Below are 13,086 nucleotides of genomic sequence, written 5' to 3'. Positions count from 1 at the left end.
CCTTGTATAGACAAGATAGGGGATCATCATGCCGAGCAACACGCGCTATCGTGACGTCGAAATCCGCGCCCCCCGGGGCACGACGCTTCGGGCCAAGAGCTGGCTGACCGAGGCGCCGCTCCGCATGCTGATGAACAACCTCGACCCGGACGTCGCCGAGAATCCCAAGGAACTGGTTGTCTATGGCGGTATCGGCCGCGCCGCCCGCGACTGGGAGTGCTTCGATACGATCGTCCGCACGCTCGAACGCCTCGAGGAGGACGAGACGCTGCTCGTCCAGTCGGGCAAGCCGGTCGGCGTCTTCCGGACGCACAAGGACGCGCCGCGCGTGCTGATCGCCAATTCCAACCTGGTGCCCAACTGGGCGAACTGGCAGCATTTCAACAAGCTCGATGCCGAGGGGTTGATGATGTACGGCCAGATGACGGCCGGCTCGTGGATCTACATCGGCGCCCAGGGCATCGTGCAGGGCACCTACGAGACCTTCGTGGAAGCCGGGCGCCAGCACTATGACGGCGACCTCAAGGGGCGCTGGGTGCTGACATCAGGCCTCGGCGGCATGGGCGGCGCCCAGCCGCTCGCCGCCGTCATGGCCGGCGCCTGCGCGCTGGTCGTCGAGTGCCAGCAGTCGCGCATCGATTTCCGCCTGCGCACCCGCTACGTCGATACGCAGGCCCGGGATCTCGACGACGCGCTGCGGCTCATCGCCGACCACACCGGCAGGGGCGAGGCCGTCTCCATCGCCCTGCTCGGCAATGCCGCCGACGTGTTGCCGGAGCTGGTGCGGCGCGGCGTGCGGCCCGATCTCGTCACCGACCAGACCTCCGCCCACGATCCGCTCAACGGCTATCTGCCGTCCGGCTGGACCTGGGAGGAGTATCGCGCCCGCGCCAAGGTGGAGCCCGAGGTGGTGATCGCCGCCGCCACCGCGTCGATGCGGCAGCACGTCCGCGCCATGCTCGACTTCCAGACGCTGGGCGTGCCGGTGTTCGACTACGGCAACAACATCCGCCAGCGCGCCTTCGACGCCGGCGAGCAGAATGCCTTCGCCTTCCCCGGCTTCGTCCCGGCCTATATCCGGCCGCTGTTCTGCCGCGGCATCGGCCCGTTCCGCTGGGCGGCGCTGTCGGGCGATCCGGCCGATATCGCGGCGACCGACGCCAAGGTGAAGGAGCTGCTGCCCGACAATCCCCATCTCCACAACTGGCTGGACATGGCCGCCGAGCGCATCGCCTTCCAGGGCCTGCCGGCCCGCATCTGCTGGGTCGGTCTCGGCGCCCGCGCCCGGCTCGGCCTCGCCTTCAACGAGCTGGTCCGGCAGGGCATCGTCAAGGCGCCGATCGTCATCGGCCGCGACCACCTCGACTCGGGCTCGGTCGCCTCGCCCAACCGCGAGACGGAGGCGATGCGCGACGGCTCGGACGCCGTCTCCGACTGGCCGCTGCTCAACGCCCTGCTCAACACCGCCTCCGGCGCCACCTGGGTGTCGATCCACCACGGCGGCGGCGTCGGCATGGGCTTCTCGCAGCACGCCGGCATGGTGATCGTCTGCGACGGCAGCGAGGACGCCGACCGCCGCATCGCCCGCGTCCTGCACAACGATCCGGCGACCGGCGTCATGCGCCACGCCGACGCCGGCTACGACATCGCCGTCGAGTGCGCCCGCGACAAGGAACTCGACCTGCCGATGCTGGGGAAATGAGCCTGCGGCTTCTCACGGCCGCCGATTTCCGCCGCCTGCCCTGGCAGAACGGTCGCGGCACGACGCTGGAGCTCGTCCGGCGCGACGACGCGGCCGGCGCCCTGCTCTGGCGCCTGTCGGTCGCCGACGTCGTCGAGCCCGGCCCCTTCTCGCCGCTGCCCGGCATCGACCGGGTGATCACGCTGATCGACGGCGCCGGATTCGACCTCGATTTCGGCGGGGCGCGGCCGCCGGTGCCGCTCCGGCCGTTCGAGCCGCTGGCCTTTTCCGGCGACTGGCCGACGGCCGCCGTCGCCGTCCACGGTGCGTCGCGCGACTTCAACGTCATGACGGCGCGCGGCAGGATCGCGGCCGAGGTCGAGACGGCCCGGAATGGCGTCATGGCCGCCCCGCTCGCCTATGTCTTCGCGGCGCGCGGCGGCGTCGTGGCCACCACCGGCGGCGCGACGGTCCGCGCCGGGACGGGCGAACTGATCGAGTGCCGGCAGGAGAGCGAAGTGCGGCTTGAGGTCGACGAGGCGGGGACCGCCCTCGCCGTCCGCATCCTAGCAAGCGACGGTGAAGCGCTCCTGTGACGCGGGCGCCCGATCGAGCGTTTTCCCGTCATGCGTATTGGCACGAAGACGCCGCTCGCGGCCTGGATGCTGGAATTTGTCATACATAAGTGTTAGGGGAAACTGGCTTTCTCCGGCGTTTCGCGGCGCCGGACAGTTCGACAACAGCATGGGCGCCAAGCCATGAGCGACAAGACCAAGATCGTCATCACCTCCGACCACACCGGCATCGACCTCAGGAAGGCTGTCGTGGCTCACCTCGAGGCGCGCGGCTACGCGGTCGAGGATGTCGGCCCGACATCCCCCGAGAGCACCGACTATCCCAAGTGGGGCGAGAAGGCGGCGCGGGTGGTATTGGCCGGCGGGGCGCAGCTCGGCATCGCCATCTGCGGCACCGGCTTCGGCATCTCGCTCGCCGCCAACAAGCTGAAGGGCATCCGCTGCGTCGTCTGTTCGGAGCCCTATACCGCCAAGCTGTCGCGCCAGCACAACAACGCCAACATGCTGGCCTTCGGCGCCCGCGTGGTCGGCCAGGATCTGGCGCTGATGATCGTCGACGAATTCCTCGACGCCGAGTTCGAGGGCGGCCGGCATGCGCGCCGCGTCGGCATGATTTCCGAGCTTGAGGCAGGCCATTCGGTCTGCTGAAAGGGCGTGGCCGCCGTTCTCCCGATAGGCGGCCGGCCGGGAGGAGATAAGGGCGTCCGGATCTCCCATCCGGACGCCCTTCTTGTTTCCAAATTCAGAGGCCGCCCAGCAGTTCGGCGAACACCTTGCCGGCCTTGCCGGGATTTTTCGCCGTCTTGGCCGCTTCGAGGTTGGGGGCGGCATCGCCGACCACGACGACGGCCACCATGCCCATGACATAGTGCGGCTTGCACTTGACGCCGTAGACGCCCGGCTGGGTGAAGGTCACCGTAACGTCCTTGCCGAGCTTGCCTTCGAAGGGTTGGGCATCTTCGGGCAGCATGCTGGGAATGCTCATGGCGTCGTGACCGGGATCCGTCGAAACGAAAGTGACGCTGTCGCCCGGCTGGATCTTGATGAGGTCGGGCTCGAACACCATGACGCCCTTGGCGCCCTTGTTCAGCATCTTGACTTCGACGTCGGCGGCATTGGCGGCCGTGAGGGTGAACGCCAGGGCGGCGGCGATGGCGGCAGGCAGCACGAATTTCATTTTCTTCCGATCTCTCCCATCACCGGCGAATGTATCCGGTTAGAATCAATCTAATCAGCAACCGGATCGTGCCTTTGATCTGGGTCAAATCGTCGGGAAAAATCCTTTGGCGATCGGCGCGGCGGATCAGGCCGGGCGGCGACGCGGCAAGAGCGGCCGCATCAGCCTGTAGCCGAGGAGCAGGACGATCAGGCCGACATGCGCCGCCTGCCCCGGATCGACCACCTTGGTCGCCAGGAGGTAGTGAACGGCGGCCAGCGCGACGGCGACGTAGATCAACCAGTGCAGCCGCCGCCAGTTCTTCCCCAGGCGGCGGATCGACAGCCGGTTGGAGGTGACCGCCAGCGGTATGAGCAGCACGAAGGCCGAGAAGCCCAGCGTGATGAACGGCCGCCGTGCGATGTCGGGAAGGATGGTGTCCCAGAGGAGACCGCGATCCAGCGTCAGGTAGACGGTGAAATGCATCGCCGCGTACCAGAAGGCGAGGAGGCCGAGCGCCCGGCGGAAGCGCAAGAGATTGATGCCGGCCAACTGGCGGAGCGGCGTGATGGCCAGCGTCAAGATCAGGAAGCGCAGCGCCCACAGGCCGAGCGTCTGCTCGAAGGCGCGCACCGGATCGGCGCCGAGGCCGCCGGTCGCGCCGAGCCAGAAGCTCGCGACCGCCGGAACAAAGCCGACGACATAGATGCCCCAGCCGGTCAGGCCGTCGACGAGAGCCGACCGGGCGGCGGCCATCAGTAGTTGGCCCTGAGATCCATGCCGGCGTAGAGGCTCGCCACCTCGTCGGCATAGCCGTTGAACATCAGCGTCGGCCGGCGGCCGGAGCCGAAGAAGCCGCTCTCGCCGATGCGCCGCTCGGTCGCCTGGCTCCAGCGCGGATGATCGACCTCCGGGTTGACGTTGGCGTAGAAGCCGTATTCGCTGCCCTGCAGCGAGTTCCACGAATTGGGAGGCTGGGTCTCGACGAGCGAGACGCGGACGATCGACTTGATGCCCTTGAAGCCGTATTTCCAGGGCACGACGAGGCGGATCGGCGCGCCGTTCTGGTTGGGCAGCGTCTCGCCATAAAGGCCGACGGCCAGGATGGTCAGCGGGTGCATCGCCTCGTCGAGGCGCAGCCCCTCCACATAGGGCCACGGCATCGGCTGGAAATAGCCCGACTGGCCCGGCATTTCCTCGGGCCGCACCACCGTTTCGAAGGCGACGTATTTCGCCGAGCCGAGCGGCTCCACCTTGTCGAGCAGCGCCTTCAGCGGGAAGCCGTTCCACGGGATCACCATCGACCAGGCCTCGACGCAGCGCATGCGATAGATGCGCTCCTCGATCGGGATGTCGGCGATCAGCTTGTCGACGTCGAAGGTCTGCGGCTTGCCGACCAGCCCGTCGACGGTGATCGTCCAGGGCCGCGGCTTGAATTTCCCGGAATTCTGCGACGGATCGGCCTTGTCGGCGCCGAACTCGTAGAAGTTGTTGTAGGTGGTGACGTCCTCGCGCGATGTCAGCGGCTCGTCCACCTTGTAGCGGCTCGGCACCGTCTTGAGCGGCATGGTCGCCGGCGCCGCGGCGCGCGCACGGCCGGCGCCGAGCGCCAGCCCTGCCCCGGCCATCAGCCCCATGAACTCGCGCCGCCGCAGGTAGACCGAGCGCGGCGTGATCTCGGACGCGGCAATGACGGGCGGGCGATAGGCGGGCATATCGGCGGTCCTCCCGGCAGCGCATTTCCGCGCCGCACTTTGGAGGCATTCTCGAATGAGCCGATCGGAATGAAAAGCCACTATTTCGTGTAGTGCAAAAAGCGGCCGGCGCCATTCAGCGAACGGCGCCGGCCCCATCGCTTACGCGATCAGCATCACTCGGCGGCGACGGCAACCGGCGCCGACGCGGCGGCAAGCGCCTGGTCGAGATCGGCGATGATGTCGTCGGGGTGCTCGATGCCGATGGAAAGGCGCACGTAGCCGGGCGTGACGCCGGTCTTGAGCTGCTCCTCGGGCGTCAGCTGCGAATGCGTCGTCGAGGCCGGATGGATGGCCAGCGACCGCGCATCGCCGATATTGGCGACGTGATAGAACAGCTTCAGCGCGTCGATGAACTTCTTGCCGGCCTCGACGCCGCCCTTCAGCTCGAAGCCGAGCAGCGCGCCGTAGCCGCCTTCGAGGTAGGTGTCGGCGCGGCGGCGGAACTCGCCCTCCTGCAGCTTCGGATAGATGACGCGCGTCACGTCCTTGTGCTTGGTCAGGTAATCGGCCACCTTCTCGGCATTCGCCACATGCTGGCGGATCCTGAGCGGCAGCGTTTCGATGCCCTGGATGAGCTGGAAGGCGTTGAACGGCGACAGCGCCGCGCCGACGTCGCGCAACAGCTTGACGCGGGCGCGCAACGCATAGGCGATCGGGCCGAGCGGCTTGGCCGCCTGCGACCAGACGGCGCCATGATAGGCCGGGTCGGGCGTGTTGAACAGCGGCTGGCGCTCCGGGAAACTCTCCCAGTCGAAATTGCCGCCGTCGACGATCAGGCCGCCGATCGTCGTGCCGTGGCCGCCGATATACTTGGTGGCCGAATAGACCACCACCGCCGCGCCGTGCTTGAACGGCTTGGACAGGATCGGCGCCGCCGTGTTGTCGATGATCAGCGGAATGCCGAGCGGCCGGCCGATGTCGGCGACTTCCTTCACCGGGAAGACGTTGAGCTTCGGATTGGGCAGCAGCTCGGCATAGTAGGCGCGGGTGCGCTCGTCGGTGGCCTTGCGGAAATTCTCAGGGTCGGCCGGATCGACGAAGCGGACCTCGACGCCGAACTGGCTCAGCGTATCGGCGAACAGCGCCCAGGTACCGCCATAGAGGTCGGTCGACGAGACGACGTTGTCGCCGGCCGAAGCGACGTTCAGGATGGCAAAGGTCGAAGCCGCCTGGCCGGACGACACGGCGACGGCCGCGGCGCCGCCCTCGATCTCGGCGATGCGCGTCTCAAGCGCATCCTGCGTCGGATTGCCGATGCGCGTGTAGATGAAACCGAGCTCCTCGAGGCCGAACAGGCGGGCGGCATGGCCGGCATCCTGGAACTGATAGGAGGTGGTCTGATGGATCGGCACCGCGACGGAGCCGGTGCTCGGATCGGCGCGGAAACTGCCGCCGTGAAGCGCAAGGGTCTCGGGATGCAGCGACTTGCTCATAAAAGGACTCCCAGCTTGATCATCCGGCGCTCGCCATGGCGCCCAGGACAGCGCCGAGAACGATTTTTCGTCCCCTGCCCTGCTGCCGAAACCCATTCCAGCACGCGCCGGGTGGTGATGACAGTTCTGGAATTTCTTTGCGCCGGCCAGAAGGGCAATTTCCATCTCCGGCCGGGCCGATTGCCGGAGTGTCTTTTCAAAGAGCCTCCGGGAGTGGCCGGCGACATTCCAGGAGAGCCGGAATGGGAACGCTTCGGCGTCCTCCCCATCTCCCGGGCAAATGTCCGTGCCCGCATTGGCCGGCGCGATCACCGTCCGTTCCACGCAAGCCCTCTTTCCGGGCGAATGCTCCAGGCCACGGTCGTTTTCCTTGAAAAGAATTCCGTAGAGACCAAATGTCGAAAGTTTTTCAAGCGTTAATATATGCAGACCGCAACATATTTTGCGAGTCTACACAAGTCATCCGACTTGAGAGCTTGCATTTCCACAATGAATGATGGACTGATTGTATTCCGGAAATCGAAATAGCTTTACTACGCTTCGGACAAAATCGGCGGATAGCCCGTTGTCCCTGACGGAGCATTCGATCTTGACATTTGATCGGGAGATTGACGCCCGCCGAGGCTCGGATGCCGGAAACATCTCATTGGGTGGAGCCGACCGAACGCGGGACCTGTTGGCCCGCCAGCTTGCCGCGGCGACGCGCCCCGATGGCGGGATCGACGTCACGGCCCTGCTGAAAGCCGTCGGATCGACCTACGAAAACCTGGAAACGGCGCTCGATGAGGCTGCCGCCGCGACCGGTCCCTTGCGCGCCGGCCTTACCGGCAACGGCGCCCGCATGAGCGCCGCGCTCGACGCCGCGTCGGAAGGCATTGCCGTTTTTGACGCCGACAACAGGATCGTCCTGTGGAACCGCCGTTATGTCGAGCTCTATCCCGAGCTCGACGGTTTCCTTGCCGAGGGCCGTGACTTCGAGACGATACTGCGTCGCGGGCTCGATCGCGGCGCTTATGTCGATGCCCTCGGCCGGGAGGAGGCATGGCTCAAGGCCCGCATCGAGCGGCACGCCCTGCCGAGCAACAGCGAAGAGCAGCGCCGGGCCGACGGACGCTGGATCCGGGTGGAAGAGAGCCGCCTGGCGGACGGCGGTTGGGTCGGCATCCGCGTCGACATCAGCGAGTTCAAGCGGCGGGAGGCCGCCTCGCGGCTGCTGTTCGAGGACAGCCCGGTTCCCATGTACCTGTTCGACTTCGAAACCCTGAGGTTCCTGGCGGTCAACCGCGCCGCCGTCGCGCATTACGGCTACACCGTCCATCAGTTCATGACCATGAGCGTCCTGGAGATCCGCCCGGAGCGGTGTCGCAAGGAGGCACTGAAGGCCATTCGAAACTGGATCGATACCCAGAGCGGCGATCGCCTCTTTCGGCACCTGAAGGCCGACGGCGCCGAGATCGACGTCGAGGTCTTCATCCGGCAGCAGATCCACAACGGCAGGCAGGCGGTTCTGGTGACGGCCATCGACGTCACCGAGCGCAAGCGCGCCGCCGACGAGCTGGAGGCGACGCGCGAATTCCTCGACACCATCGTCGAGAATGTGCCGGCGGCGGTATTCGCCAAGGATCCGGTCAGCCGCAAATACATCCTGCTGAACCAGGCGGGCGAATTGCTCTTCGGCCATCCGCGCGACGCCTTTGTCGGCAGGAACGCCCGGCAGATCTTCGGCGAACGCGTCGCCGCGGCCGCCGAGGCGAGCGAGGACGAGCTTCTCTCGGAGGGCGCGCCGCAGTTGACCACCTCCGAGACGATCTCGACCCCCAATGGCGCCCGGCTCGTCACGGTGACCCGCATGGTGGTCCGCAAGGCCGACGGCTCGCCCCGCTTCATCGTCGGCGTCACGATGGACGTCACCGAAAAGCGGCGGGCCGAGGAGCGGATCGCCTATCTTTCGCAGCACGACGCGCTGACCGGCCTGCCCAATCGGGAGGCGATGATGGTCCGCCTTGCCGACGGCATCTTTGCCGCCACGGCGACGCAGGCGCGCTTCGGCCTTCTCAGCATCGACATCGACCGGTTCAAGACGCTCAACGACCTCTACGGTCACGCGGTCGCCGACCGGGTGCTGAAGGAAGCGGCCAGACGCCTTGTCGATATCGCCGGCGACGGACTGGTGTTCCGGCCGGGCGGCGACGAGTTTGTCGTCATTTCCAACGATCCCGACCAGCCGGACGCCTCGAGGCGGCTGGCGGCGCTGGCCCAGGACGCTTTTTCCGACGACATCGTGGTCGATGGCAAAGCCATCCGGGTCGGGATCAGCATCGGCATCGCCACCTATCCGGCCGACGGCGACAGCGGTTCCCTGCTGCTCGCCAACGCGGGCGCCGCGCTCTACCACGTCAAGTCCGAGGCGCGCGGTCATGTACGGGTCTACGAATCGAAAACCGATCAGCTCATCCATGACCGCTGGGCATTGCAGGCCGACCTCGGCCACGCATTGCGCAACGGGGAACTCTCCCTGCACTTCCAGCCGCAGGCGGAGATAAACGGCCGTATATTCGGCTTCGAGGCCCTGATGCGCTGGACGCATCCGACACGCGGCCCCATCTCGCCGGACGACTTCATTCCGCTGGCCGAGGAATCCAACCTCATCCTCGACATGTCGGCCTGGATATTGACCGAGGCCTGCCGCACCGCCGCGAGCTGGACGCAGCCGCTCACCGTCGCCGTCAACCTGTCGCCGATCCAGTTCCAGCATAGCGAGTTGCCGCGGCTCATCCGGCAGACGCTCGTCGACACCGGCCTTCGGCCATCGCGCCTCGAACTGGAGATCACCGAGAGCGTCCTGCTCGGCGACTTCGCGCATATCGTCAGCATGCTGAGGCGGATCAAGGCGATGGGCGTCCGCATTGCCATGGACGATTTCGGCACCGGCTATTCCTCGCTGTCCTATTTGCAGGCCTTCCCCTTCGACAAGATCAAGATCGACAAGAGCTTCATCCAGTCGATCGGCCGCACCGAACAGGCGATGACCATCATCCGCGCCGTCATCGGCCTCTGCCGGGGGCTGGGCATCCCCGTCATCGCCGAGGGCGTCGAGACCGAGGAGCAGCGGAGCTTCCTGGCGCAGGAGCACTGTCCGGAAATTCAGGGCTATATCGTCGGCCGGCCGGCGCCGATCCGGGTCTACGGCCAGATCGTCGACAGGCTGGACCCGGCGCGCACGCGCTGACGGCCGGCTGCCGCCCCGGGCCGGATGAATGAAGGTTGTGCGCCGCCGCCGGCCGACATAGGCTCCGCCCGATTCCGGTCGCCCGCTGGATCGCCGTGCGTCCGCTATGACGCACGGCGATCCAGCTCTTTGTTACCGCATCGGATTTTCCGAAAACCGAATTCCACTTTTCGGTCCGATGCTCCAGAAACCGGATCCGGGGAGAAACGCCATGGAAAACTTCACCTTCCTCAACCCGACGAAGATCATCTTCGGCCGGGATACCGAAGCGTCGGCCGGTGCCGAAACCGCGCGCTACAGCAAGAAAATCCTGCTCCACTACGGTGGCGGCTCCATCAAGGCCTCCGGCCTCTACGATCGCGTCTGCGCCTCGCTGAAGGCGGCCGGCGTCGAGTGGGTCGAACTCGGCGGCGTCAAGCCCAACCCGCGCCTCTCCCTCGTCCAGGAGGGCGTCCGCCTCTGCAAGCAGCACGGGCTCGGCTTCATCCTGGCGGTGGGCGGCGGCAGCGCCATCGACTCGGCGAAGGCGATCGCCATGGGCGCCGTCATCGACGGCGACGTCTGGGATTTCTACGTTGGCCGCGGCGCCCCCGCCGACGCGCTGCCGATCGGCACCGTGCTGACCATTCCGGCCGCCGGCTCGGAATCGAGCGACGGTTCGGTGATCACCAACGAGGACGGCTGGCTGAAACGCGCCGTCGGCGGTCCGTTCCTCTACCCGCGCTTCTCGATCCTCAACCCCGCCCTCTGCGTCACCCTGCCGCCCTTCCAGGTGGCCTGCGGCGCCGCCGACATCATGGCGCACCTGATGGAGCGCTATTTCACCAACGTGACGAACGTCGCCTTCACCGACCGGCTGATCGAGGCGACCATGAAGACCGTCGCCGCTCAGGCGCCCAAGGTGCTGACCAACCCGGACGACTACGATGCCTGGTCGGAATTGATGTGGGCCGGCACCATCGCCCACAACAACCTCCTCAACACCGGCCGCATCGGCGACTGGGCCTCGCACGATATCGAGCACGAGGTGTCGGGCATCTACGACGTCGCCCACGGCGCCGGCCTCGCCGTCGTCTTCCCGGCCTGGATGAAATACGTCCTCCACCACGACATCGACCGCTTCGTGCAGTGGGCGGTGCGCGTCTGGAACGTCGATCTCGACGTGTTCGACAAGGAGGCGACGGCCCGCGAGGGCATCGCCCGCCTCGAAGCCTTCTTCCACAGGATCGGCCTCGGCACGACACTCGCCTCGCTCGGCATCCACGACGACCGCATCGACGAGATGGCGCAGAAGGGCACCAACGACGACAGCCGCACGCTCGGCCAGTTCGTCAGGCTGGACAGCCGCGCCATCGCCGACATCCTGCGTCTCGCTCGCTGACGTTCCGGCGGCGGGAGTCAGCGCTCCCGCCGCCGCACCGACCAGGCGACGAACCACGGCGGGCAGCGCCCGTCGGCAATCCGCCCCTCCCGCCAGATCGCCCTGCCCTTCAAAGGCGCCGGCAGCGGCGCCGGGCGCGGCGACAGGTTGAGCGTCAGCATCAGGTCCTTCTTGGCTCCCGCCCAGGTGATGCGGATCACGCCGTCGTCGACGCGCCAGTCGCCGCCCGTCCGGATGCCGGCGCACAGCGGCGCCACCTCCCGCCGGCGGACGCGCAGGATGGCGCGATACCAGTCGAGCATGCGGGCATGGCGCGACTGGCGATGTTCGCTCCAGTCGAGCCGGGCGGCGGCGAAGGTAGCGGGATCGAACGGATCGAGCAGGTCGTCCGGATCGGTCGCAAAGGTGGCGATCCGCCCGTCGCGCACCGCCGTCGCGAAGGTCGGCGCCAGATCGGAGAAAAAGGGAAAGGGCGATCGAGCCGCCCATTCCTCGCCCTGGAACAGCATCGGTATCTGCGGCGCCAGCAAATAGGCGGCGGCCGCCGTCCGGCAGGCAGCCGGCGTCGCCAGCATGCCGATGCGCTCGCCGCGCGCCCGGTTTCCGACCTGATCGTGGTTCTGCAGGAACGACACGAAGGCCGTCGGCGGCAGGGTGACGGTCGCCCGATCCGCGTCGCCGCCGCCCCGGAAGCCCTCGGCCAGCGCCTGCGCCAGAACATCCGGCCGTCCCGCGTAATCGACATAGTCCTTGTCGGCCTCGCCGGTGATGGCGGCATGGAGGGCGTGGTGGAGATCGTCGTTCCACTGACCGTCGAACCCGCCGGCCGCCGACACCCGGCCGGCTTCCAGCCGGGCGCTTTCGAGAACGAGATGGATCTTCCGGCTACCGCCGGCGCCGCGCGCCGCCTCGGCCATGGCGGCGAGGATGTGATCCGGCTCCCTGTCGCGGATCTCGTGGGCGGCATCGATGCGCAGGCCGTCGAGGTGGAATTCGCCGATCCACATGCGGACATTGGCGATCACCAGGTCGCGCATCGACGTCGCCTCGCGGCGACCGTAGTCGACGGCGTCGCCCCACGGCGTCACGTGAAGATCGGTGTGGGCCGGCGCCAATAGCGGCAGATAGTTCCCCTCCGGACCGAAATGGTTGTAGACGACGTCGAGCAGCACCGCCATGCCGAGCGCGTGCGCCCGGTCGACGAAAGCCTTGAGATCGTCGGGCCGGCCGTAGCGGCTGTCCGGGGCAAACAGCAGAACCCCGTCGTAGCCCCAGCTCCAGCGGCCGGGAAAGTCGCCGACCGGCATCACCTCGATCACCGTGACGCCGAGCGACTTCAGGTAGGGAAGCCGCGCGGCGGCGGCGGCGAAGGTGCCTTCCGGCGTGAACGTGCCGATGTGCAGCTCGTAGATCACCGCTTCGTGCCACGGCAGGCCGCGCCAGCCGGCATCGGTCCAGCGAAAGGCGCCGGGCGCCACGAGCTCGCTCGGCCCGTGCACGTCCTCCGGCTGGAAGCGGCTGGCCGGATCGGGCACGGCGCTGCCGTCCGGCAGCAGGAAGCGGTAGCGGACGCCGGCCGGCACCGCGGTGGCCGCCGTGAACCAGCCGCCGGCCTCGCGCGCCATCGGCAGCGACTCGCGTCCGTCGATCGCCAGAATGACAGTCGCCTGGTCGGGCGCCCACAGGCGGAAGCTGACGAGACCATTCCGCCAGACAGGGCCGAATTCCGCCGGCGCGTGCTCCCTGTTCACAGCCGGGGCGGCCGGCGTCGGCGTGTCCATCCTGGCGTCTCCCTTGGGCGGCCGTCGAGGCAACCGGTCGGCAGCGGCCATTGTGGCCGGAGAGAACCGTCCAGGCAACGGTTAGATCGTCGT

General features: G+C 67.2%; 10 protein-coding genes. 5 read left to right on the top strand and 5 right to left on the bottom strand.

Annotation, left to right across the window (positions count from 1 at the left end; genetic code table 11):
- Positions 1–28 precede the first annotated feature (28 nt).
- The 3 genes from hutU to rpiB all read left to right on the top strand — a co-directional run bounded on the left by hutU (position 29) and on the right by rpiB (position 2,904).
- Positions 29–1,702, top strand: a complete 1,674-nt coding sequence (gene hutU / locus CJ014_RS24220; protein WP_100083081.1) for a urocanate hydratase — start codon at positions 29–31, stop codon at positions 1,700–1,702.
- Positions 1,699–2,277: a HutD/Ves family protein gene (locus tag CJ014_RS24215; protein ID WP_100083080.1), complete on the top strand. Its 579-nt coding sequence runs from the start codon at positions 1,699–1,701 to the stop codon at positions 2,275–2,277. The genes hutU and CJ014_RS24215 overlap by 4 nt, the downstream gene beginning before the upstream one ends.
- Before the next feature lie 162 nt (positions 2,278–2,439).
- Positions 2,440–2,904 carry a ribose 5-phosphate isomerase B gene (rpiB, locus tag CJ014_RS24210; RefSeq protein ID WP_100083079.1) on the top strand — a complete coding sequence of 155 codons (465 nt, stop codon included), beginning with the start codon at positions 2,440–2,442 and terminating at the stop codon, positions 2,902–2,904.
- Positions 2,905–2,998: 94 nt separating this feature from the next.
- Here the strand turns inward: rpiB and CJ014_RS24205 are convergent, their stop codons facing one another.
- From CJ014_RS24205 to CJ014_RS24190, 4 genes are all read right to left on the bottom strand, one after another.
- The gene (locus CJ014_RS24205; protein ID WP_100083078.1) at positions 2,999–3,433 is read right to left on the bottom strand and encodes a pseudoazurin; all 435 of its coding nucleotides are present in this window, start codon (positions 3,431–3,433) and stop codon (positions 2,999–3,001) included.
- Between the two features lie 126 nt (positions 3,434–3,559).
- Positions 3,560–4,168 carry a protein-methionine-sulfoxide reductase heme-binding subunit MsrQ gene (gene msrQ / locus CJ014_RS24200; RefSeq protein WP_100083077.1) on the bottom strand — a complete coding sequence of 203 codons (609 nt, stop codon included), beginning with the start codon at positions 4,166–4,168 and terminating at the stop codon, positions 3,560–3,562.
- The gene (gene msrP / locus CJ014_RS24195; RefSeq protein WP_100083076.1) at positions 4,168–5,127 is read right to left on the bottom strand and encodes a protein-methionine-sulfoxide reductase catalytic subunit MsrP; all 960 of its coding nucleotides are present in this window, start codon (positions 5,125–5,127) and stop codon (positions 4,168–4,170) included. Before msrP ends, msrQ begins: the two co-directional genes overlap by 1 nt.
- Before the next feature lie 155 nt (positions 5,128–5,282).
- A complete protein-coding gene (locus CJ014_RS24190) occupies positions 5,283–6,602 on the bottom strand; it encodes an O-acetylhomoserine aminocarboxypropyltransferase/cysteine synthase family protein (protein WP_100083075.1) in 1,320 nt (439 codons plus the stop codon).
- Positions 6,603–7,248: 646 nt separating this feature from the next.
- On the opposite strand from CJ014_RS24190, the gene CJ014_RS24185 reads away from it, so the two are divergent.
- Positions 7,249–9,831 carry an EAL domain-containing protein gene (locus CJ014_RS24185; RefSeq protein WP_100083074.1) on the top strand — a complete coding sequence of 861 codons (2,583 nt, stop codon included), beginning with the start codon at positions 7,249–7,251 and terminating at the stop codon, positions 9,829–9,831.
- Between the two features lie 211 nt (positions 9,832–10,042).
- Complete coding sequence (locus CJ014_RS24180) at positions 10,043–11,212, top strand: iron-containing alcohol dehydrogenase (RefSeq protein WP_100083073.1); 1,170 nt, start codon at positions 10,043–10,045, stop codon at positions 11,210–11,212.
- Between the two features lie 17 nt (positions 11,213–11,229).
- Here the strand turns inward: CJ014_RS24180 and treZ are convergent, their stop codons facing one another.
- Positions 11,230–12,993 carry a malto-oligosyltrehalose trehalohydrolase gene (gene treZ / locus CJ014_RS24175; RefSeq protein ID WP_100083072.1) on the bottom strand — a complete coding sequence of 588 codons (1,764 nt, stop codon included), beginning with the start codon at positions 12,991–12,993 and terminating at the stop codon, positions 11,230–11,232.
- Positions 12,994–13,086: the final 93 nt, after the last annotated feature.

It is taken from the genome of Pleomorphomonas carboxyditropha, assembly GCF_002770725.1.
GTDB lineage: Bacteria > Pseudomonadota > Alphaproteobacteria > Rhizobiales > Pleomorphomonadaceae > Pleomorphomonas > Pleomorphomonas carboxyditropha.
This window is presented reverse-complemented; position numbering and strand designations above follow the sequence as displayed.